This is a genomic window from Lysobacter enzymogenes, assembly GCF_017355525.1.
Classification (GTDB): Bacteria; Pseudomonadota; Gammaproteobacteria; order Xanthomonadales; family Xanthomonadaceae; genus Lysobacter; species Lysobacter enzymogenes_C.
The window spans coordinates 3,506,408-3,528,324 of the sequence record NZ_CP067395.1; the positions used below are offsets into that span (position 1 = coordinate 3,506,408).

At 70.3% G+C, this 21,917-nt stretch carries 19 protein-coding genes; 11 read left to right on the forward strand and 8 right to left on the reverse strand.

Features of this window, described 5'->3' with window-relative positions; all coding sequences use genetic code 11:
• Positions 1-19: 19 nt before the first annotated feature.
• From JHW38_RS14745 to JHW38_RS14755, 3 genes are all read right to left on the reverse strand, one after another.
• The gene (locus tag JHW38_RS14745) at positions 20-2,518 is read right to left on the reverse strand and encodes a TonB-dependent receptor plug domain-containing protein (RefSeq protein ID WP_207522109.1); all 2,499 of its coding nucleotides are present in this window, start codon (positions 2,516-2,518) and stop codon (positions 20-22) included.
• A gap of 296 nt (positions 2,519-2,814) precedes the next feature.
• Positions 2,815-3,225: a VanZ family protein gene (locus JHW38_RS14750; RefSeq protein ID WP_428995249.1), complete on the reverse strand. Its 411-nt coding sequence runs from the start codon at positions 3,223-3,225 to the stop codon at positions 2,815-2,817.
• Positions 3,222-4,439, reverse strand: a complete 1,218-nt coding sequence (locus JHW38_RS14755) for a class I SAM-dependent methyltransferase (protein WP_428995325.1) — start codon at positions 4,437-4,439, stop codon at positions 3,222-3,224. The genes JHW38_RS14750 and JHW38_RS14755 overlap by 4 nt, the downstream gene beginning before the upstream one ends.
• Positions 4,440-4,774: 335 nt before the next feature.
• Between JHW38_RS14755 and JHW38_RS14760 the strand changes: the two genes are divergently transcribed.
• Both JHW38_RS14760 and JHW38_RS14765 read left to right on the forward strand, forming a co-directional pair.
• Positions 4,775-5,629 carry a DUF3592 domain-containing protein gene (locus JHW38_RS14760; protein WP_207522111.1) on the forward strand — a complete coding sequence of 285 codons (855 nt, stop codon included), beginning with the start codon at positions 4,775-4,777 and terminating at the stop codon, positions 5,627-5,629.
• A 206-nt stretch (positions 5,630-5,835) separates the two neighbouring features.
• A complete protein-coding gene (locus JHW38_RS14765) occupies positions 5,836-6,633 on the forward strand; it encodes a DUF3592 domain-containing protein (protein WP_207522112.1) in 798 nt (265 codons plus the stop codon).
• A gap of 72 nt (positions 6,634-6,705) precedes the next feature.
• Here JHW38_RS14765 and JHW38_RS14770 read toward each other — a convergent pair whose 3' ends face one another.
• The 3 genes from JHW38_RS14770 to tsaD all read right to left on the reverse strand — a co-directional run bounded on the left by JHW38_RS14770 (position 6,706) and on the right by tsaD (position 9,332).
• Complete coding sequence (locus JHW38_RS14770; protein ID WP_207522113.1) at positions 6,706-7,530, reverse strand: DUF6159 family protein; 825 nt, start codon at positions 7,528-7,530, stop codon at positions 6,706-6,708.
• A 173-nt stretch (positions 7,531-7,703) separates the two neighbouring features.
• Entirely contained in the window at positions 7,704-8,063 is a 360-nt protein-coding gene (folB, locus tag JHW38_RS14775; protein WP_207522114.1) for a dihydroneopterin aldolase, read from the reverse strand.
• A 246-nt stretch (positions 8,064-8,309) separates the two neighbouring features.
• Positions 8,310-9,332 carry a tRNA (adenosine(37)-N6)-threonylcarbamoyltransferase complex transferase subunit TsaD gene (gene tsaD / locus JHW38_RS14780; protein WP_207522115.1) on the reverse strand — a complete coding sequence of 341 codons (1,023 nt, stop codon included), beginning with the start codon at positions 9,330-9,332 and terminating at the stop codon, positions 8,310-8,312.
• A gap of 169 nt (positions 9,333-9,501) precedes the next feature.
• Between tsaD and rpsU the strand changes: the two genes are divergently transcribed.
• From rpsU to dnaG, 5 genes are all read left to right on the forward strand, one after another.
• On the forward strand, positions 9,502-9,717 hold the full coding sequence (rpsU, locus tag JHW38_RS14785) for a 30S ribosomal protein S21 (RefSeq protein ID WP_031371286.1): 216 nt from the start codon (positions 9,502-9,504) through the stop codon (positions 9,715-9,717).
• Positions 9,718-9,889: 172 nt separating this feature from the next.
• On the forward strand, positions 9,890-10,336 hold the full coding sequence (locus JHW38_RS14790) for a GatB/YqeY domain-containing protein (protein WP_207522116.1): 447 nt from the start codon (positions 9,890-9,892) through the stop codon (positions 10,334-10,336).
• Between the two features lie 263 nt (positions 10,337-10,599).
• The gene (locus tag JHW38_RS14795) at positions 10,600-10,770 is read left to right on the forward strand and encodes an SEC-C metal-binding domain-containing protein (RefSeq protein WP_207522117.1); all 171 of its coding nucleotides are present in this window, start codon (positions 10,600-10,602) and stop codon (positions 10,768-10,770) included.
• A gap of 493 nt (positions 10,771-11,263) precedes the next feature.
• Positions 11,264-12,145 carry a YihY/virulence factor BrkB family protein gene (locus JHW38_RS14800; RefSeq protein WP_207526378.1) on the forward strand — a complete coding sequence of 294 codons (882 nt, stop codon included), beginning with the start codon at positions 11,264-11,266 and terminating at the stop codon, positions 12,143-12,145.
• Between the two features lie 135 nt (positions 12,146-12,280).
• Complete coding sequence (gene dnaG / locus JHW38_RS14805; RefSeq protein WP_207522118.1) at positions 12,281-14,026, forward strand: DNA primase; 1,746 nt, start codon at positions 12,281-12,283, stop codon at positions 14,024-14,026.
• 398 nt (positions 14,027-14,424) lie between these two features.
• Here dnaG and JHW38_RS14810 read toward each other — a convergent pair whose 3' ends face one another.
• Positions 14,425-15,561 carry a dipeptidase gene (locus JHW38_RS14810; protein ID WP_207522119.1) on the reverse strand — a complete coding sequence of 379 codons (1,137 nt, stop codon included), beginning with the start codon at positions 15,559-15,561 and terminating at the stop codon, positions 14,425-14,427.
• Positions 15,562-15,802: 241 nt separating this feature from the next.
• Between JHW38_RS14810 and JHW38_RS14815 the strand changes: the two genes are divergently transcribed.
• The 4 genes from JHW38_RS14815 to JHW38_RS14830 all read left to right on the forward strand — a co-directional run bounded on the left by JHW38_RS14815 (position 15,803) and on the right by JHW38_RS14830 (position 20,578).
• Entirely contained in the window at positions 15,803-17,857 is a 2,055-nt protein-coding gene (locus tag JHW38_RS14815) for a S9 family peptidase (protein ID WP_207522120.1), read from the forward strand.
• 169 nt (positions 17,858-18,026) lie between these two features.
• Positions 18,027-18,908, forward strand: coding sequence for a DNA/RNA non-specific endonuclease (locus JHW38_RS14820; protein ID WP_207522121.1), 882 nt, complete (start codon positions 18,027-18,029; stop codon positions 18,906-18,908).
• 22 nt (positions 18,909-18,930) lie between these two features.
• Positions 18,931-19,305 carry a hypothetical protein gene (locus tag JHW38_RS14825; RefSeq protein WP_207522122.1) on the forward strand — a complete coding sequence of 125 codons (375 nt, stop codon included), beginning with the start codon at positions 18,931-18,933 and terminating at the stop codon, positions 19,303-19,305.
• 274 nt (positions 19,306-19,579) lie between these two features.
• A complete protein-coding gene (locus tag JHW38_RS14830) occupies positions 19,580-20,578 on the forward strand; it encodes a bile acid:sodium symporter family protein (protein WP_207522123.1) in 999 nt (332 codons plus the stop codon).
• 4 nt (positions 20,579-20,582) lie between these two features.
• Here the strand turns inward: JHW38_RS14830 and JHW38_RS14835 are convergent, their stop codons facing one another.
• Positions 20,583-21,905 (reverse strand): metal-dependent hydrolase family protein, encoded by a 1,323-nt coding sequence (locus tag JHW38_RS14835; protein WP_242690949.1) that lies wholly within the window; start codon positions 21,903-21,905, stop codon positions 20,583-20,585.
• Between the last annotated feature and the right edge of the window lie 12 nt (positions 21,906-21,917).

The following is a 21,917-nucleotide window of genomic DNA, read 5'->3' on the forward strand; positions in this document are numbered from 1 at the left end:
CTGCCCGGCTGCGCTCAAATCAGAACCGGTAATCCGCGCGCAGGTAGTAGCTGCCGCCGTTCATGCCGAACGGCAGCGTCTCCCAGCCGTACTTGAAGCCCAGTTCCGGGAACGGCGCGCCGCTGACCCGGTCCCACTTGTCCGGATAGGTGTCGAACAGGTTGTTGCCGCCGACGGTGAAGCTGAGCTGCTCGTTGAGCTTGTAGCGCACCGCGAAATCGGCGAGCCACTTGCCGCTCCAGGTCTGCTTGATCCCCGGGGTGAAGCCTTCGCCGGTGACCGGGCCGTAGTAGTTGGCGCGGCCGGTGAACTCCCACTTGCCGGTTTCGTACACGCCCTGCAGTACGTGGTGCTGGCGCGGCTGGCCCTTCTCGATCAGGGTCACCTGGGTGTCGTCGAACAGCACGTTCGGCGGCAGGATCGACGACTGCGAACGGCGCGCCTTGACCTCGGTCTTGTTGAAGTGCACCAGCGCGGTCAGGGTCAGCTTGGAGCCGGCGGCGAACTCGGTGTTGTGGTTCGCGACCAGGTCCACGCCGGTGGTCTGGGTGTCGATGGCGTTGGTGAAGAACAGCACCTGGCCGACGCCGATCGGGTCGAGGATCGCGCGGATCGGGCAGTTGCCGTTGCCCGGCGCGCACGGCTGGCCGTTGGTGCCGACCGCTTCGGGCTGGATGTTGCTGGAGAAGATGATGCGGTCGTCGATGTCGATGCGGAACACGTCCATCGTCAGCGAGAACCGGTCGCTGGGCTTGAGCACGAAGCCGAGCGAACCGCTCTTGGAGGTTTCCTCCTTCAGCGGCTCGATCCCGAACGCGCGCGTCACCGCGCTGTTCTGGCGCGCGGTCAGGGTGTCGGTGAGCTCGCCGGCGGCGTTGAGGTTGGTCGAGCGCTGGCTGTAGAACAGCTGCTGCACGCCCGGCGCGCGGAAGCCGGTCGACACGGTGCCGCGCAGGGCGAACTTCTCGCTGGCGTCGAAGCGCGCCGACAGCTTGCCGGTGGTGGTGTTGCCGAAGTCGGAGTAGTCCTCGTAACGCACCGCCGCGCCGACCAGGAAGCGGTCGCTGAGATTGGTTTCCAGGTCCAGGTAGGCCGCGTAGTTGTGGCGGCCGTCGTCGACCGCCTCGTTCGGCGAGAAGCCCGGGAAGCCCTGCATGCCCGGCTGCGCGGTGTCGCCGGTCTGGCCGACGATGTTGATCGCGCGGTTGTTGGTGCGGCCGTAGGTGTAAGTCACCGGCGCGCCGGCGCGGATCTGGTACTCGTCCTTGCGGTATTCCAGGCCGGTGCCCAGGTACAGCGGACGGTCGTTGAAGCCCTTCAGCGTGCCGCGGAAATCCAGGTTCAACGTGGTCTGGTCGAACTGCAGCGTGCCGGTGTCGGCCTTGGTCGGCGATTCGGCGTAGATGCCGCCGCCGGGCTTGGGCTCGTACCACCAGCTGACGTTGACCGAGTCGGCTTCCTCGAAGCCGAACTTGCTGCGGCCGCGGTTGACCGAGATGTCCCAGTCCCAGTTGTCGTTGATCGGCGCCTTGTAGCCGACCGCGAGCGAAGTGTCGTCGACCTTGGTGCGGATGTTCGGCAGGAAGCCGTTGGGGTACAGCGCCGGCACCGTGCGGTTGTCGCCCGGGCTGCGGAAGAAGCCGTAGGAATCGCCCTTGCGCTTGGACAGGCCGCCGAACCAGTACAGCTCGCCGCGGCCGACCGGCAGGCCGCCGTTGAACCAGAAGTAGGCGTCGGTGGCGTCGGCGTCGCCGAGGCGCTGGGTCACCCGCGGCGGGCTCACGCGCAGGCTGTCCGGACCGGCGCGGTTGGTCGCGCCGCGGTCGCGGTATTCGAACGACATGTTGAGGAAGCCGTCCGCGCCGAGCTTGACGCCGGTGTTGACCGAGGCCGAGTAGTTCTCGCCGTCGCCGGCGTAGTTCTGGCCGGCCTGCACCGACACCTGGGTCTCGGTGGTCTGCTTCTTCAGGATGATGTTGATGACGCCGGAGATCGCGTCCGAGCCGTACTGCGCGGCGGCGCCGTCGCGCAGCACTTCGATGCGCTCGATCGCCGACAGCGGGATCGCGTTGATGTCGGTGCCGGCCGAACCGCGGCCGATGGTCTGCTGCACGTTGACCAGCGCCTGCTGGTGGCGGCGCTTGCCGTTGACCAGCACCAGCACCTGATCGGGGCCGAGCGAGCGCAGCGTCGCCGGACGCAGGATGTCGGTGCCGTCGCTGACGAAGGTGCGCGAGAAATTGAACGAGGGCTCCAGCATCTGCAGGATCTGGCCGACCTCGGTGGCGCCGGTGGCGGTCAGTTCTTCCTTGCCGATGACGTCCACGGGCGCTGCGGTGTCCTCGGCGGCGCGGCCGCGCGCGCGCGAACCGGTCACTTGCACCGCATCGAGCGTGGTCGCGTCGCGGCTGGCCGGCGCGGCCGGTTCCTGGGCGGACGCGGCGGGGACGACGGCGGTCGCGGCGATGGCGGCGGCGACGGCCAACGCCAGTCGGTGGCGGTACTGCGCTGGGGACATGAGTCGGTTCCTTGCGAAGGTAGAGGCGGGGGCCCGTGGCCCGCGCTGGAGCCTCACGGCTTCTTAACCTTTTCGCAATACGCCGCGTGACTGTGCCGACTTTGCCTTTGTGACGGATTTACTAATACGACGAATCGGCTAGCCGGCGTTCAGACCTGAATGCGTTGCGCGTCACCGAAATGCGGCGGACGGCGCATGGCGCGCCGGCATCTCCGATGCACGTCATAAGTGCAGGGATGAATTCGCTGAAGCGCGTTCGATGGGCAGGCCGCGAGCCGGCGCAGGCGCGCCGCGGCTCAGCGCGGCGCCAGCCGCCGGTCCACGCGTTGCAGCCACAGCGCGATCGGCGTGCGCGCGAGCCACAGCCCGGCCAAGGCGCCGAGGCTGTTGGCGAGCCCGTCGGCGGCGTCGCCGCTGCGCGAATCGGTCAGGTTGGCCTGGGCGAACTCCAGCGCCACGCCGAGCGCGATCAGCCCCGCCGTCGCCAGCGCCTGCGCGCGCACCCGCGCGAACAGCATGCCGGCGTACAGCGACAGCAGCAGGTAGGCGGTGAAGTGCTCGACCTTGTCGAAGCTGTCGAACGGCGTCGGCGGCAGGTCCTTGGCCGGCATCAGGCAGGTCGCGATGACGGCCGCGATCATCGCCAGCCACAGCGCGATCCACAGCGTCGGACGATGGAACTCGCGCAAGGAGCGGCCCGCGCTCACAGGCGATGGCTCAGGTCGCCGACCAGGAACGCTACGCCGAACTCGACGTCCTTCTCCAAGCCCATGACCTGGAAGCGTTCGCCCATTTCGCTCGGCAGGGTCAGCTTCTTGACCTCGTTGAGCCGGCGCTGCTTCTCGAGCGGATCGGCGATGCCGTCGATGCGCTTGAGCACCTCGTCCAGGCCGTTGCCGAGCAGGAAGCTGGCCTGCGAGCAATACCCGGCCAGATCGAAACCGGCGCCGACGCCGGCCTCGACCAGCGCGGTGAAGTCCACCGACGCGGTGATGTCCTGCAAGCCCGGCCACAACAGCGGTTCGGCGTGCACGCGATGGCGGTAGTAAGCGCGCAAGGTGCCGTCGTCGCGTTCGGGCGCATAGAACTCGCGCCGCGCATAACCGTAATCGGCGAACAGCAGCGCGCCGCGGCGCAGGCCGCCGGCCACCGCCTGGATCCAGTACGGCAGCTGCGGCAGCACTTCCGAGCGGTAGCCGTCGGCGAAACGGTGTTCCAGTCCGCGCTCGACATGGCGCACCGCGTTCGACAGAAAACCGTCGGCCGGGCGCAGCTCGCGCTTGAAACCCTCGCCGTCGGCGGCGACGTGTTCCTCGTACACTTCGCCGTCGGCGATGGCGAAGCGCGGCGTCGGCAGCGCGTCGATGACTTCGTTGGCGAACACCACGCCGTCCCACTCGTCGCCGAACGGGCCGTCGAGCCATTCCACCAGTTCGAACAGCGGCGGCGCCAGCCGCTGCATCAGCCGCTCGCGCTGGCGCTCGCGCAACTGCGCGCTGGGTTCGAGGATGGCGTAGCGATCCGGCAGCGCGTCGAGTTCGAGCAGGCGCTTGAGCGCGACTTCGGCGAACGCGCCGGTGCCGCCGCCGATTTCCAGCACCCGCGCCTGCGCGCCGAGCTGTTGCAGTACCGGCGCCAGCGCCTGCGCCGTGCACGCGGCGAAGACCGGGCCGAGTTCGGGCGCGGTGACGAAATCGCCTTCGCCGCCGAACTTGCTCGCGCCGGCGCTGTAGTAGCCCAGGCCCGGCGCGTACAGCGCCAGCTCCATGAAGCGCGAGAACGCGATCGCGCCGCCGTCGGCGGCGATCCGGTCGTGGATGAAGCGGGACAGGCGCGCGCTGTGGGCGAGCGCGTCGGCGTCGGGGAGCGGCAGGTCGAGAGCGGTCACGGGCACGGCGGTGGCGAGCGGGACGCTCAGGATAAAGCAGCGCGCGTTCGAAGCAGGCGGTCGCGCCGGCGCGCGGGTTTGCGCAGCCGGGCGGCGCTGCGGCCGCCGACGCGAAGGCCGCTGCTGCCGCTGCGGTGCCGGTGCCGGTGCCGGTGCCGGTGCCGATGCCGATGCCGATGCCGATGCCGGTGCCGGTGCCGGTGCCGGTGCCGGTGCCGATCCGAGCGCATCAAGACCGCGGCCCGTGCGCAACGGCCATCGGCCGCTACCGGAGGGAGGGCCTGCAGGCCCGACGCGTTCCGGCCGGCCCGCGACACGCCGGCCGGCCATAATCGCGGCCAAACCCCGCGCACCGAAGGACCGCCGCCATGAGCACTGTCGATCCCGCCCTCGCCCGCCGCCGCGAACGCCTGCGCGCCGGCGCGCAGCCGCGGCCGGGCTGGCGCGCGTGGCTGCTGGTCGCGGCCTGCGCCGGGCTGTGGGCGATGTTCGGTTATGGCGTCGGCGACGTCGCTACCTACCCGATCGCCACCGGCTACCTGGCCGCGCCGCTGCAACCGCCGAACGAGACGCCGGCGCTGCTGTGGATGCTGTTCGTCGGCGTGTTCGGCGCGATGATCCTCGGCTTCGCCGCCGACGCCGTGCTCGGCGCGGCGCTCGGCGGCGCCGGCGGCGGCTTCGCCGCGTTCGCGCTGTCGCTGGCGGCGGTCGCGCTGGGGCTGTGGCGCGGCGCCGCCGACCGCTGGGTGCGGCCGCCGCACCTGGGCTTCTTCGACGCCGCCGGCAGCCTGCCCTGGGGCGGCGGCGGCTGGCTGTCATGGACCGCGCAGTACTGGGCGCCGGGGCTGCTGGCGGCGATCTCGGCGGCGCTGACGCTCGCCGCCTTCGGCGCGCGCCGCCGCCACCTGCGCCGGCAGCGGCGCCTGCGCGAGACCTTGTCGCAGGGCCAGCGCGTGCCCGGCACCGTCACCGAGACCCACCACACCGGGATCGAAGTCGGCAACGAACCGCGGATCCGCTTCGTAACCCGCTTCGTCGACCACCTCGGCACCGAGCGCTGGGTCAGCAAGACCGGCCAGTTCGACCCGACCCGGATCCCGCGGGTCGGCGATCCGGTCCAGGTCTGGTTCCTGCGCGAAGCGCCCGGCGACGAGGACCGCATCGCGGTCGGTTTCGGCAGCGACGAGGACGCCGAAATCGAGGAGCGGCTGGCCGCGCAGTGACCCAGCGGCACGGGCGTTCTGGCTGAACAGGGAAACCGCGACCTCGCCGCGCGCATCGGCTGAACGCGAAAAAAACCCGGAAAAAACGCCGTTCGCCACTGCAAACGGCCATACCAGCCCACGAAAATTTGTGATTTAACTCACATTTTCTTCGCAAAACGCATGCAACATGGCTCCCCGGTTCCGCACCGACAAGGAAGCCCAGCATGAGCAAGCCCGTCGTCGCGATCGAACACAGCCGCCTGCTGCCGCCCCCGGACCATCTGCCGGCGCGGCTGTGGCTGCTGCTGGCGCTGTGCGCCGCCGGCTGGGTCCTGTGCGGCTACAGCCTCGCCGGCGCGCTGGCGCAACCGCCGCAGGCGATCGCGCCGGGCGCGCCGTTGCAGGCGCTGCTGTGGTCGCTGCTGGCCGGCGGCTTCGCCGGGCTGATCTTCGGCGTGTTCGTCAACGCTGGCCTCGGCGCGCGCTTCGGCCTGGCGGTGGCCTTGCAGACCGGGCTGGCGCTGGCGATGGCCGCGCTCGCCGCCGGTTTCGCCTTCGCTCGCGCCTGGCCGTGGCACCCGCAGGCCGCGCTGACCGGCCTGGCCGCGGGCTGGCCGCAGTGGCTGTTCGGCGATGCGCCGCGTTCGCTGCCGGCGTCGTTCGCATTGATCGCGCTGTTGCTGGTGCTCGGCGCGATGGTGTGCCTGCGCCGCTATCGCGAACGCGACCGCCGCGTGCGCGACCTGCTCGCCCACGGCGTACGCGCGGCCGGCACCGTGGTGCATACCGAACACGTCGGCACCGAGGTCTACAACCCGTCGCGGGTGCGGGTGGTGGTGCGCTTCGACGACCACGCCGGCACCGAGCGCCGCGTCGCCAAGATCGGCGATTTCGACCCGCGCGCGCTGCCGCGTGCCGGCGAGCAGGTGCTGGTCTGGTTCTATCCGCACGCCGCCGACGATGCGCACCGCATCGTCGTGAGCTTCGGCGAACGGCCGCAGCTGTCGCAGGCCTTGAGCTGAGAATGCCGGTCCGCACTAACGACGAAGGCCGCCCTCGCAGGCGGCCTTCGTCGTTATGCCGACCGGCAACGCTCAGGCGCGCGCGGACTCCAGCGACAAACCTTCGAACCCGGCCGGCACCTCGCCGTCGGCGGCGTAGCGGTACAGCGCCGCCGAATACACCCCGCCGAGCGCGCTCTGGTACACCGCCAGCCCGAGCAGGGCCAGCACCGTGATCGCGCCGATCAGCACCGCCAGCGCGCTGGACGCCAGGCCCAGCAGCCAGGCCAGGCCGAAACCGACCGCGCCCACGCCGAGCATCGCCGCGCCGCAGGCCAGGCCGATGCCGACCATGCCGGCCGCGCTCTCGCCCCAGGTGCGCTTGAACATCGCCACCGAGCGCTTGACCGCGTCGACCGGGCCGACGTCCTCGGCGACCAGCACCGGCACCACCAGGAACGTCGCCATGGTCCAGGCCGCGCCGAGCGCGCCGCCGATCAGGCGCACGATGAAGTTGTTGTCGCGGTCCTTGAGCGCGTTGAGCAGCATGCCGACGGTCGCGGCGATGGCCGCGTAGCCGGCGATCGCGCCGATCCGCGCGGTCGCCGCGCGCAGCCCGTCGCGCAGGGTCGGGTCGCCGCCTTCGAGCCGGATCATCGCCGCGCTGACCAGCGCGCAGTTGCAGAACACGATGACGAAGTACTGGCAGAAGTAGAACGCGAAGGCGAACGCGATGCTGCCCGCGCCGTAGCCGTCGCGGAACAGATCCAGCGCCAGCGCCGGCACCAGGAAGGTCGCCAGCACCACCAGCACGCAGGCGGCGGACATCACCGGGAACACCAGCAGCTCGCGGTCGGAATGCAGCACCGAGGCGCTGGCCTTGGCCAGCTCCCAGCTGCGCTTGATCTTGTCGAACATCGTCTCTCCCCAGAGCTTGATGACGGCGCATCGTCGGCGCTGCGCGGCCGCGGCGCAAGTGGCCAAAGCGATCCGCGGCGGCTTTGCGCAGGCGGCGCAGCGCGCGGCCGCGCGGCGCTTCGACGGTACGCGCGCGCATCGGCGCCACGCCGACGCCGGCGCGCGCCGCGGCCTCAGCCCGACGCGCGCTCGCGCTCGATCCGCACGCCGACGCCGCGCGCGTTGCGGATCGCGCCGGGCTTGGTCAGCTTCAACGCCACCCGGCGCACGCCGAACTCGTCGATCACGATCGCCGCGACCCGCTCGGCCAGGGTTTCGACCAGGCCGAAACGCGAAGCCGCGACGAACTCGGTGATGCGCGCGCACACCGCGGAATAGTCCAGCGTGTGCTCGATCGCGTCGCTGGCCGCGGGCGCGCGGTTGTCGAATTCCATGTCCAGATCGAACACCAGCGGCTGGCGGATGTCGCGCTCCCAGTCGTAGATGCCGATGACGGCCTCGATTTCCAGGCCTTCGATGAATACGTGGTCCATGAACGTGTGCGTGGGCCGGTGCAGTCGAGGATGCGGCGCAATGTACCTGAGCGCGGCGAGGCTTGTCGCCGACGCGGGCGATAACGGGGCGCTCGTCGTGGTTGCGGTGTCGCGGTCGCGGCTCGCGCCGCTCCTACAGCCGGATACGAAACTCGCCGAAGCCCCTGTAGGAGCGGCGCGAGCCGCGACCGCGACACCACACCGACGACGAACGCCCCAACGCCGCCGCGACGCCTTGTGCGCCGATCAAACCGCTTCCAGCGTCGCCATGTCCCACCGCGGCGTCACCCGCACCGACGCGTCCGCACGCTGCCCGGCCTGCAGGCGCAGCGCGCCGGCGTAGGCGATCATCGCGCCGTTGTCGGTGCAGAACACCGGCCGCGGGAACGCGACCCGGCCGCCGCGCCGTTGCGCCGCCGCCGCGAGCTTGGCGCGCAAACGCTTGTTGGCGCCGACGCCGCCGGCGACCACCAAGGTGTCGCAACCGGCCGCGTCCAGCGCGCGCTCGCACTTGATCGCCAGCGTGTCGACCACCGCGTCCTCGAACCCGCGCGCGATGTCGGCGCGGGTCTGCTCGCTCTGGTCGCTGTTCTGCCAGGCCAACAGCACCTGGGTCTTCAAACCGCTGAAGCTGAAATCCAGGCCCGGCCGGTCGGTCATCGGGCGGGCGAACTTGAACCGGCCCGGCACGCCGAGTTCGGCCTGCGCGGCCAGCTGCGGGCCGCCGGGGTACGGCAGGCCCATCAGCTTGGCGGTCTTGTCGAAGGCTTCGCCGGCGGCGTCGTCGAGGGTCTCGCCGAGCAGGCGGTACTGGCCGATGCGGTCGACCGCGACCAGTTGGGTGTGGCCGCCGGACACCAGCAGGGCCACGAACGGCGGCTCGGGCCGGCCGAGCGGGTCGTCCTCGAGCAGCGGCGCCAGCAGGTGGCCTTCCATGTGGTGCACGCCGATCGCCGGCACGTCCAGGGCCCAGGCCAGGGCGCGGGCGACGCCGGCGCCGACCAGCAGCGCGCCGACCAGGCCGGGGCCGGCGGTGTAGGCCACCCCGTCGAGCTCGTCGGTGCGCAGGCCGGCGTCGGCCAGGGTCTGGCGGATCAGCGGCAGCAGCTTGCGCACGTGGTCGCGGCTGGCCAGCTCGGGCACCACCCCGCCGTACTCGGCGTGCAGGGCGATCTGGCTGTAGAGGGCGTGCGCGCGCAGCCCGGCGGCGGTGTCGTAGACGGCCACCCCGGTCTCGTCGCAGCTGGTTTCGATACCCAGGACCTTCATCGGACGGGGCCCTCCAGGCCGGCGCGCAGCAGCGCAGGGGCTGGCGCGGCGGCCGATTTCTGGGAGAATGTCGCGTTCATACCGCCTATGTTGCACCTTCCGCCCGAGCATCGCTATAATGCGCGGCTCTCCCCGGCCTGCCCGGGCTGGTCCCTCAACGAGAATACGTATGCCCAGCGTCAAAGTCCGCGAAAACGAGCCTTTCGAATTTGCCCTGCGCCGCTTCAAGCGCACCTGCGAGAAGGCCGGCGTTCTGGCCGAGACCCGCAAGCGCGAGTTCTACGAAAAGCCGACGCAGGAACGCAAGCGCAAGGCCGCCGCGGCGGTGAAGCGTCAGGCCCGTCGCGCTTCGCGCGATGTGACCAAGCGTCAGCGCCTGTACTGATCGCGTCTCCGCGCTGCACCGGCTTCGCGGCCGGCGCTTGCGAGGTAACGACCATCGAGCCGGCTGCGCCCAGGGCGCTGCCGGCTCTTTGCGTTTGCGGTTCGGTCAAAACCGGGCCTCAGGTCCGCATTCGGCCGCGCCCCTTCCCCTTTTCCACTCCCGGATTCGTCCCATGAGCCTCAAGCAACGCCTCACCGAAGACATGAAGGCCGCGATGAAGAGCGGCGACAAGCATTCCCTGGGCGTAATCCGCCTCATCAACGCCGCGATCAAGCAGCGCGAAGTCGACGAGCGGATCGAGCTCGACGACGCCGCGGTGATCGCCGTGCTCGACAAGATGGTCAAGCAGCGCCGCGACTCGATCACCCAGTACGAAGCCGCCCAGCGCGACGATCTGGCCCAGATCGAGCGCGACGAGATGGTGGTCATCGACCGCTACCTGCCGGCCAAGATGGGCGAGGCCGAAATCCTGGCCGTGCTCGACGCGACCATCGCCGAAGTCGGCGCGACCGGCCCGGCCGACCTGGGCAAGCTGATGGGCCCGCTCAAGGCCAAGCTCGGCGGCAAGGCCGATATGGGCCAGGTGTCGGCGCTGGCCAAGCAGCGGCTGGCGGGCTGAAGCCCGCCCGGGCCCGACGCCGGAAGCGTCGGGCCGAAGTTTCGCCGGACGCGGCGCGTGCCGCGTCCGGTTCCATCGCCCGCAAGGGCCGCACAACCGGAGGTGCGCCATGCAACGCCATCGTTTGATTCCCCACTGCTTTTGCCTCGCCGCTCGCTGAGCGCGACGACCTCGCCGCACCCGCGGATGCCGCGGCCCGCGCCGACTTCGCTGCCGATCCGCTCGAAGCCGAATCCGCACTGATCGAATCTGCGCCGGTCGAAGTGACCCGCAAGCGCCGCAAGGGCTATCCGTCCGAGAGCCGGGTCAAGCGCGGCCGCCGCTTCGTCCACGGCGGCAAGGAACTGGTCGAGAAGCTCGGCCGCAACGATCCCTGCCCGTGCGGCTCGACCCGGAGGTTCAAGGCGTTGCTGCCTGCACGCCGGGCGCTTTGAGGGCACGATGCGGGACGATTACTTCCGCGAATGAAGACGGGCCGGCGCGGCGCCTTGCTGCGCCGGCTTTTCGTTTTGTGGGGCTGCGGGACGTTGCGTCGTGGTTGGGATGGCGCGGTCGCGGCTTGCGCCGCTCCTACAGGGGCTTCGGCGGCGGTGCGGCGGCTGGGTTCGTCGCCTCGCTCTAACGCCGCGCCAACACACGCCTAACCGGCTTGTCGGATACTGAACGCGACGCCGCCCGCGCCGCTCCGTTCGCCGCATGCCTTCGACCGACCTTCCACCGAACGATTCCCGCCGCTCCGCCGAGGACTCTGCGTCCGCGCCCGTTGCGGTGCGCACCGGTCCAGCAGGCGCACCGCCCCGCGACGATGCGCAGGCCACCGCGGCCACGATGCAGGCCAGCAACGACGGCCCGAACGCCGCGGCGCACGAGCGCGACGACCACGACGGCCCGGTCCGCTCCGCCGCCGCCGAACTCGCCCACGACGCGATGCAGCGCATCCACGGCCTGCAGACCCGGCTGGAGCAGAGCTGGCCGGGCAAGTTCGTGCAGCGCTTCGTCGATTACGACATCCTCGCTCTGGCCGCGGCGCTGTCGTTCTACACCCTGCTGTCGCTGGCTCCACTGGTGCTGATGGTGCTGTGGCTGAGCACCGCGCTGTACCCGTCCGCGCAGGAGGAGTTCTTCCGCCAGATGGGCCTGCTGGCCGGCAACGAGGTCGAGAACACCGCGCGGCTGATCGTCGCCAACGCCCAGCACCGGCCCGGCACCGGCTCGATGGCGGCCCTGCTCGGCACGCTGGCGCTGCTGGTCGGCGCGTCGGCGGTGTTCGGCCAGTTGCAGGCCGCCCTGAACCGGGTGTTCCGCAGCGACGCCAAGCGCCTGGGCGGGCTGGCGGTGTGGCTGCGCAAGCGCCTGCTGTCGTTCGGCATGGTCATCAGCGTCGGCTTCCTGCTGGTGGTGTCGATGGCCGCGCAGGCCGCGCTGCAACTGCTGATCGCCTACGTCCCCGACCTGTTGCCGGCGTTCGCCGCGGCGGTGTCGTTCCTGTTGTACGCGGCGGTGTTCGCGGCGATGTACCGCTGGCTGCCGGACCGGCCGGTGACGCGCCGGCGCGCACTGTTCGGCGGCGCGCTGACCGCGGGCATGTTCATGCTCGGGCGCAGCGCGATCGGCCTGTACCTGGGCCAGGCCAGCCTCGGCACTGCCTACGGCCCGGCCGGCGGGCTGGTGGTCATGCTGGTGTGGATGTACTACTGCGCGGTGGTGTTCCTGGTCGGCGCGCTGATCACCGCGATGCTCGACGAGCACGCGCGGGTGCGCCGCCGGCTGGCCGAAGAACGCGCCGCGGCGGGCCTGGACGCGGCCTGAGCCCGGCGCGGACCCGGGCCCGGGACGCGGCCCGCGCGCGAACCGCCCGCCGCGGTCGCGGCCGATGCGCCCGACCCGTGGCATCCTAGTCGTCGCTCCGCTTCCAGACTGTCCGCCCGCCCGGGCGGCACCGGCATGGCCCGCATCCCCGACGGCTTCATCGACGACCTGCTCGCCCGCACCGACATCGTCGAGGTGATCGCCGCGCGCGTGCCGTTGAAGCGCCAGGGCAAGGAATACTCGGCGCGCTGCCCGTTCCACGACGAGCGCTCGCCGTCGTTCTGGGTCTCGCCGACCAAGCAGTTCTATCACTGCTTCGGCTGCGGCGCGCACGGCACCGCGATCAGCTTCCTGATGAACTACGACCGCCTCGAGTTCCTCGACGCGGTCGACGAGCTGGCCAAGCGCGCCGGCGTGGAAGTGCCGCGCGACACCCGCGCGCGCAACGAGAATTCCGACACCCAGGACCTGATCCACGCGCTGGAAGCGGCGCAGCGTTTCTTCCTGCGCCAGTACGCCGCCAGCGGCAAGGCCCAGGGCTATCTGGACAGCCGCGGCGTCAGCATCGACATCCGCGACCGCTTCGGCATCGGCTACGCGCCCGACGGCTTCAACGCCCTGCGCGACGCGCTCGGCACCGACGAGCGAAGGATGAAGCTGCTCGACCGCGCCGGCCTGCTGTCGAAGAACGACAGCGGCCGGGTCTACGACAAGTTCCGCGACCGGGTGATGTTCCCGATCCACGACCGCCGCGGCCGGGTGATCGCGTTCGGCGGGCGCGTGCTCGACAAGGACGACGGGCCGAAGTACCTCAACTCGCCGGAAACCCCGCTGTTCCACAAGGGCCGCGAGCTGTACGGGCTGTGGCAGGTGCGCCAGGCGCACAACAAGATTCCGCGGCTGATCGTGGTCGAGGGTTATATGGACGTGGTCGCGCTGTTCCAGCACGGTGTCGACACCGCGGTGGCGACGCTCGGCACCGCGACCACGCCCGACCACGCCGAACTGCTGTTCCGCAACGCCGCCGACGTCTATTTCTGCTTCGACGGCGACCGCGCCGGCCGCGGCGCGGCGTGGAAGGCGGTCGAATCGGTGCTGCCGCGGATGAAGGACGGGCGCCAGGCGTTCTTCCTGTTCCTGCCCGACGGCGAGGACCCGGATTCGCTGGTGCGGCAGGAAGGCGCCGAGGGTTTCGACCGCCGCTTGCGCGAGGCGATGCCGCTGTCGCAGTTCCTGTTCGACAGCCTCGCCGCCGACGTCAACCTGCAGACGCTCGAAGGCAAGGGCCGGCTGGCCGAACGCGCCAAGCCGCTGCTGGCGCAGATTCCCGACGGCGCGTTCGCCGACCTGATGCAGCAGCGCCTGACCGAACTGACCGGCGTCGGCGCGCGCGGCGCTTCGCCGCAGACCCACGTGCCGGCGCAGCGCGCGAGCGCGGCGCAGCGTCCGGCGGCGACGCCGAAACGCTCGCTGGTGCGCAGCGCGATCGCGCTGCTGCTGCAAAAGCCTTCGCTGGCCGCGGCGCTGCAACCGCCGTACGGCTTCGCCCGGCTGAACCAGCCGGGCATCGACTTGCTGGTGGAAATCGTCGAAGTCGTGCAGCAACGCCCGGAAATCACCACCGGCGCGCTGCTCGAACACTTCGCCGAACACCCGCAGCTCGGCGCGCTGCAGAAGCTGGCGAGCCAGAGCCTGCCGGGCAACGAGGAGCATTTGCAGCGCGAGTTCCTCGATGCGATCGCGCAGTTGGACAAGCAGACCGTGGTGCAGCGCCTGGAGGAATTGCAGGCGCAGCAGCGCGAGAGCGGGCTGGGCGATGCGGAGAAGCGCGAGTTGCTGGCGCTGTTGCAGATGCGGGCTGGGTTGACGCAGGCGAACTGAGGGCGGCGATTGTCGCGGCTGCGACATCGTGCTTGCGACGCGAACGGCTACTCCGCGGTCGCAGCTTGCGCAGCTCCTACAGTCGGACTTCGGGCAGGCGTCTGCGCTGGAAACAAAATCGCCTCGCGGTTACGGCGGCTCCCTGTAGGAGCGGCGCGAGCCGCGACCGCGACACCGCGCTTGCGACGCAAACGGCTGCCCCGCGGTCGCAGCTTGCGCAGCTCCTACAGTCGGACTTCGGGCAGGCGCCACGGCTGAAAACAAAATCGCCTCGCGGTTGCGGCTGCTCCCTGTAGGAGCGGCGCGAGCCGCGACCGCGACACCGCGCTTACGACGCAAACGGACACCCCGCGGTCGCAGCTCGCGCAGCTCCTACAGTCGGGCCTCGGACTTGCGCGTCAACTCCAGACTTCGGTCATCACCCGGGCGAAGTTGCCGCCGAGGATCTTGCCGATCCGCGCGTCGCTGTGGCCGCGCGCCGACAGCAACGCGGCCAGCGTTTCGAAGCGCCGCGGGGCGTTGAGGCCTTCGACGTACAGATACACGGTCTCGCTCTCGCCCGGCGCGGAAATGCCGAGCTTGCGCCGCTCGCGGATCGATTCGGCGTGGTCGCGCTTGTAGTTCTCGGTCAGTTTCACCGCCGACACCAGGTTGTCGGTGCCGATGCCGACATGGTCTTCGCCGCACACGTCGATGGCGTGTTCCAGATGACGAATCACGTCGGCCGCGCCGGGCTGGCCGCTCTCGCGCAGGAACGGCATCAGGTAGATGCCGACCACGCCGCCGCGCTGGGCGCAGGCGCGCAGTTCGGCGTCGGTCTTGTTGCGCGGGCGTTCGACCAATGCCGCGCAACCGGTGTGGCTGATCAGCACCGGCGATTTCGACGCCGCGATCGCTTCCAGCGCGGTGCGGCGGCCGCTGTGGGCGAGGTCGACCAGGATGCCGCGCTCGTTGAGCCGCTCGACCAGGCTGTGGCCGAACTTGCTCAAGCCGGCGTCGCCGGGCTCCAGGCAGCCGTCGCCGGCGAGGTTGCGCACGTTGTAGGTCAGCTGCACCGTGCGCAGGCCGAGCCGCTGGTAATCGTCGATGCGTTCGAGCTTCTCGCCGATCGGCGCGCTGTCCTGGAACTGATAGACCACGCCGAGCTTCTTCTCGCGCCGCGCGCGCTCCAGGTCGGCGCCGCGACGCACCGCCAGGAACACGTCGGGATGGCGCGCGATTTCTTCCTCCCAGTTGGCGATGTCGCGCACCGCGGCTTCGAACGCGCCTTCGTACTGGGCGACCGGGCCGACCGTGGTCTGCAGCACGCGCAGGCCGCTTTCGCGCGCTTCGGCGATCAGCTTCGGCGACAGCATGTCGCCGGGCTTGGCTTCGTCGCTGCCGATGAAGCCGCAGGCGTCGACCACCATCGATTCGGCGTACGGCGCCCAGCGCAACGGCGGCGCGGCCGCGCGCAGCGCGCCGCTCCAACCGCCGGCCAGCGCGCCGGCGCCGGCCAGCGCGGTGTGGATCAGGAAACTTCTGCGATCGGGCATAGCGGCATCCCCCAGTGAATGCGTGCTGGTAAGCGACAAGGCGCTGCGGCGATGCGCTAAGCGCAGTTTCGGCAGGCACGATTCCAGACAACGCACTCTAGGCGTAACGCCGGCCGGCGCGCATCGTGACTTTCGGGGGAGAGCAACGCGGCGCGGGCGCGCTAAGCTCGGATGTCCTGCGCCGCCTCCGCGGCGCGCTTTGGCCTGCGCGCCGCGCACGGCCGTCCCGGGGAGACCGCCGATGAGCTTGCGCCGCCTGCTTTCCACGAAACCTTCGCCGCGCCAGGCCGCGCGCGAACCGGCCGCGCTGCGCGCGGCCCTGGCCGCCGCGCTGACGCTGGCGTGCGCGGGCGCCGCGCATGCGCAGACGCCCGCGCCGGTCGAGCGCCTGCACCAGGGCAACCGCACCAGCGAGAACGTGCCGCCGGTGTCGGCGGAATTGCTGGAACGCCTGAACCGCTACCAGAACACCCGCGGCGCCGGTTTCGCCGGCTGGACCCAGGACGGCTGCCTGCTGATCTCGACCCGCTTCGCCGAAACCGCGCAGGCCCACCGAGTGTGCGCGCCGCTGGGCATGCGCGAGCAACTCACGTTCTATCCCGAACCGGTCAACGCGATCACCGCGGCGCCGGCCGGCGGCAACGGCTTCGTGTTCGCCAAGGACGTGGGCGGCAACGAGTTCTGGCAGCTGCACTGGTTCGACCTGGGCACGCGCCAGACCCGCCTGCTGACCGACGGCAAATCGCGCAATCAGTCGCCGCTGTTCTCGCACGACGGCAAGCAGCTGGCGTACAGCAGCACCCGCCGCAACGGCAAGGACACCGATGTGTGGGTCGGCGGTTTCCCCAGCGGCGAGGCGCGCGCGGTGGTGACCGAAGGCGGCCAGTGGAGCGCGCAGGATTTCTCGCCCGACGGCAAGCAGTTGCTGGTCATCAAGTACGTGTCGGCGAGCGAGTCGTATCCGGGCATCGTCGATCTGGCCAGCGGCAAGCTGACGCTGTTCCCGGTCGACGGCGGCAAGGCCGCGATCAGCGACTTCCGTTTCTCGCGCGACGGCCGCTCGGTGTATTACGTCTCCGACGAAATCGTCGCCGGCAAGCCGCAGGAGTTCCGCACCCTGCGCCGGCACGAACCGGCCAGCGGCAAGTTCGACGTGCTCAGCGCGAAGATTCCGTGGGACGTCGACGGGCTCGCGCTGTCCGACGACGGTAGCCGCCTGCTCTACGTCAGCAACGAGGACGGCATCGGCAAGCTGCACGTGCTGTCGCTGCCGGAGCATCGGGAGATCGCCTTGCCGGAGCTGCCGGTCGGCGCGATCGGCCGCAGCGAGTTTTCGCCCGACGGCAAGCGCATCGCCTTGTCGATCAACTCGTCGACCTCGCCGAGCGACGTGTACGTGATCGATATCGACGCGCGCAAGCTGACCCGCTGGACGCGCAGCGAAGTCGGCGGCCTGGATTCGTCGAAGTTCGTCGCGCCGACGCTGGTGCGCTACCCGACCTTCGACCAGGTCGACGGCAAGCCGCGCACGATTCCGGCGTTCTACTACCGCCCCGCCGGCGCGGCGGCCGGCAAGAAACTGCCGGTGGTGATCCAGATCCACGGCGGCCCGGAAGGGCAGTCGCAGCCGACCTTCAACCCGACCGCGCAGTTCCTCGCCAACGAACTCGGCGTGGCGGTGTTGCTGCCGAACGTGCGCGGCTCGACCGGCTACGGCCGCACCTACCTCGGCCTGGACAACGCGGAAAAGCGCGAGGATTCGGTCAAGGACATCGGCGCGCTGCTGGATTGGGTCGGCAAGCAGCCCGAACTCGACGCCGGCCGCGTCGGCGTGTACGGCGGCAGCTACGGCGGCTACATGGTGCTGGCCTCGCTGATGCACTACAGCGACCGCATCCGCGCCGGCGTCGACGTGGTCGGCATCTCCGACTTCAGCACCTTCCTCAACAACACCGAGAGCTATCGCCGCGACCTGCGCCGCGCCGAGTACGGCGACGAGCGCATTCCGGAGATGAAGGCGGTGTTCGACCGCATCTCGCCGCTGAAGAACGCCGCCAAGATCCGCTCGCCGCTGTTCGTCGCGCAGGGCAAGAACGATCCGCGCGTGCCTTACACCGAGGCCGAGCAGATCGTGAAGGCGGTGCGCGGCAACGGCCAGCCGGTGTGGTTCCTGATGTTCGACGACGAAGGCCACGGCTTCCAGAAGAAAGGCAACGCGGATTACTTCGGCGCGGCGATGATGCAGTTCTGGCAGCAGCACCTGATCGGCGGCAACGCGGCCGCGGGCCAGCGCTGAGGGCGACGCGCACGGCCCGGCGCTGCCGGGCCGTTGCGGTCTGGGGCCAACCCTAGCCCTGCGGCCGGAAGTCATTGAAACGCAACAATTCTCTGGGGTTTTCCCCACTGGGGCCTTGGCGGATTTCTGGCTAAGTTGTTGTGCATCCAGCGCAGCGAGCCGCCAGGCCATGACCGATCCGATCCAAGCCGGGCTGCACGCCCGCCCGGCCCTGCCGCCGCCGTCGACGCCGGAGCAACTGCCGCAGGCCTTGCGCGACGCGCCCGCGCCGCTGGCGCGCGCGCAGGTCGATGCGCTCGACGACGACGGCGTGCAGGCCTTCGCCGATGCGGTGCGCGCGCTGCCGTTGGCCGAGCGCGAAACGCTCGCCAACGATCTGGCCGGCAAGCTCGACGCGCCGCAGTTGCGCAAGCTCGAACCCGCCTTCGGCCGCGACGCCGTCGAGGCCGCGGTCGAACGCAACGGCGGGCCCGAACTGCGCGAGGCCTACGCTGCGCTGCCGCCCGATCACGCCGACCCCGGCCAGACCCGCGACATCTCCGCCAGCGTGACCAACCCCGACGGCGGCGAAGTCAACGACGCGGTCTGGACCGTCGACGACCGCGGCCGCCCGATTCACGCCGAAGCCACCTTGCGCACCGTGTTCAGCGACATCGACCGCAGCGATGCCGAAACCCAGGCCCAGCGCACGGCCGCCGACCGCGGCGTCGACGGCGATCAGGGCGGCCACCTGCTCGGCCATCGCTTCGTCACCGACCAGGGCCTGAAGAACCTGTTCCCGCAGAACGGCAACTTCAACATGGGCGCGTACAAGACCCTGGAGAACGAATGGGCGGCGTGGATCGACAAGGGCATGGACGTGCGGGTGAACATCGAGCTGACCCCGCGCGACGCCGACCGACCGGACCGGGTTCGCATTTCCTATGAGGTCCTCGACCCGGGCGACGGCCACAGGGTTTACGATCAGCGCGTGAGCTTCGACAACCGCGCCGGCCAGCGCTACGCCCGCGTCGACGCGGGCGAGATGGACGGACTGATCGCGGCCAGCTGACCGCAAGGACTTCAAGCACGCTATGAACAGAGACGAATTGCTCGGCGAGATCGCCCGCCTGATCGTGGTCGACCCCAAGGCCGGCGAGCGCCCGTGGGACGGTTATGCGCTGATCGCGTGGTACGGCGAAGGCATCAGCCGCCTCAACGGCTTCCGCTACGACAAGGGCCAGCCGGGCGAAGCGCTGACGCCGTCGGGCGTGGAGATCGAGAACCGGCTCGAAGAACTGCGCCGGGTCACCCAGAAGCCCGGCGAGTCGCCGTGGCGGGTGTGCATCATGCGCATCAACCGCGAAGCGGCCGAAGTGGCGATCGATTTCGAGTACGAAGAACCGGGCAAGTGGTACGTCACTCCCGACAGCGCAGCGGCGATCGCCGAGCGGGTGCGGCCCTGCTGAGCGGTTGAGCCGCCCTTGTAGGAGCGGCGCGAGCCGCGACCGCAGGGTAGCCGTTTGCGCCGTAAGCGCGGTGTCGCGGTCGCGGCTCGCGCCGCTCCTACAGTCGCCCTCGGCGGCCATCGGCCCGATCGCCTGAACCACCCCGCCACGCCGCGCATGGCCGGCGCGCGCCGCAGCGTCCACAATGGCCTCAGCCGCGCATTCCGCGCGCGGCCACGGACGGCCTGCCGGCGCCGCGCGCGCCGGCCGCGATTCCGCCATCACGAGGCCTTCGATGAGCTGGCTCAAGCGTCTGCGCGTGGACACCTTCACCCTGGCCCTGCTGGCCACGGTCGCCCTGGCCTGGAAATTCCCGCTGCACGGCGCGCCGGCGCAGTGGATGGACGATTTCACCGACCTGGCCATCGCCGCGCTGTTCTTCCTGCACGGCGCGCGCCTGTCGCGCGAGGCCATCCTCGCCGGCATGCTGCACTGGCGCCTGCACCTGGTCATCTTCGCCAGCACCTTCATCCTGTTTCCGCTGCTCGGCCTCGCGCTCAAACCGCTGTCGGGCCATTTGCTGACGCCGGAGCTGTACCTGGGCCTGCTGTTCCTGTGCACCCTGCCCTCGACCGTGCAGTCGTCGATCGCCTTCACCTCGATGGCCGGCGGCAACGTGCCCGCGGCGGTGTGCAGCGCGTCGGCGTCGAGCCTGCTCGGCGTGTTCATCACCCCGCTGCTGCTCAGCGCGCTGGCCGGCGCGCACGGCGGCATGGCCGATCCCAGCGACGCCATCGGCAAGATCATGTTGCAGCTGCTGGTGCCGTTCGTGGCCGGCCACCTGCTGCGGCGCTGGATCGGCGGCTGGGTCGAGCGCCGGCGCGCGGTGCTGCGCTACACCGACCAGGGCACGGTGCTGCTGGTGGTCTACACCGCGTTCTCGGCCTCGATGAACAGCGGCCTGTGGCAGAGCACGCCGCTGGTCGCGCTGTACGTGGTGATCGCGGTGTGCGCGCTGTTGCTGGCGGTGGTGATGCTGACGACCACCTTCGCCGCACGCCGGCTCGGGTTCTCGCGCGCGGACGAAATCGCCATCGTGTTCTGCGGTTCGAAGAAGAGCCTCGCGACCGGCGTGCCGATGGCGAAGATTCTGTTCGCCAGCAGCGCGCTCGGCGCGATCGTGTTGCCGGTGATGATCTTCCACCAGATCCAGCTGATCGTCTGCGCGCAACTGGCGCAGCGCTACGCGCGCAAGGCGCCGGTGCGGGCGACGCTGGAGGAAGCGGCGGACTGAGCGCTCAACGCGCGTCCTTCACCACCTCGCCGCCCTTGACCACCACCGGCACCGCTTCGAGCAACCGCACGTCCTGGGTCGGATCGCCGGCAACCGCGATCAAATCGCCCCAACGCCCGGCTTCGATCAGGCCCACGTCCTTGCGCCCCAGCGCCTGCGCCGCGTCGACGGTGGCCGCGCGGATCGCCTGCGCAGGGCTCATGCCGTAGCGCGTCATCAGCGCGAACTGCCTGCCGTTGAGGCCGTGCGGATACACCCCCGCGTCGGTGCCGTAGACCATCTTGACCCCGGCCGCATGCGCGCGGCGGAAGTTCTCGCGCTGGATGTCGGCGACTTCGCGGTCCTTGCGCAGGTTGTCTTCCAGCACGCCGTTCTTCTTGCCCTCGGCCTGGGTGTAGTCGGTGTTGTAGATGTCCATCGACAGCCAAGCGCCATGCTGCTTGGCCAGGCGGATGCCTTCCTCGTCGATCAGGCTGGCGTGCTCGATGGTGTCGACGCCGGCGCGGATCGCGTCGCGGATGCCGGCGGCGCCGTGCGCGTGCGCGGCCACGCGCAGGCCCCACTGGTGCGCTTCGTCGGCGACCGCCTTCATTTCCTCATAGCTCATCTGCTGCTGGCCGGGCTCGGTGTTGCGCGAGAACACCCCGCCGGTGGCGCAGATCTTGATCACTTGCGCGCCGTATTTGCGCAGCTCGCGCACGCTCTTGCGCGCTTCCTCGACCGAGTCGGCGTTGTAGGGATTCTTCTGCGCCATCGACGGCGGGAAATAAGTCGAATCGCAATGGCCGCCGGTGGCGCCGAAGGAATAGGCGGCGGTGACGATGCGCGGGCCGTCGAGCTTGCCCTCGTCGATGGCCTGGCGCAGGCCGACGTCGTTCCAGGCGTCGGCGCCGACGTTGCGCACGGTGGTGAAGCCGGCCTGCAAGGTCTGTTGCGCGTGCTTGACCGCCAGCACCGACCAGAACCGGTCGTTGAACTGCAGGCCGGTGTAGCCGCCGTAGCTGGGGTCCGAATCCAGGTGCACGTGCATGTCGATCAGGCCCGGTAGCACGGTCATGCCGGCCAGATCGAGCCGGCGCGCGCCCTCGGGCGCGGCGTCGCCGGCGCGGCCGACCGCGGCGATGCGGCCGTCGCGGATCACGATCTGCGGGTTGTCGGTCAGGCGCCCGCTGGCGGGGTCGAACAGTTTGGCTGCGGTCACCACCAAGGTCTGCGGCGCCTGCTGCGCGGCCGCCGGCAGCGCCGCGGCCAACAGCAGCGCCGACAGCGCGCACGCCAAACCGGAACGCGCCGCGCGCGGCGCTCGCGAAATCTTTTGCTGCATCATCGGCACCGATCT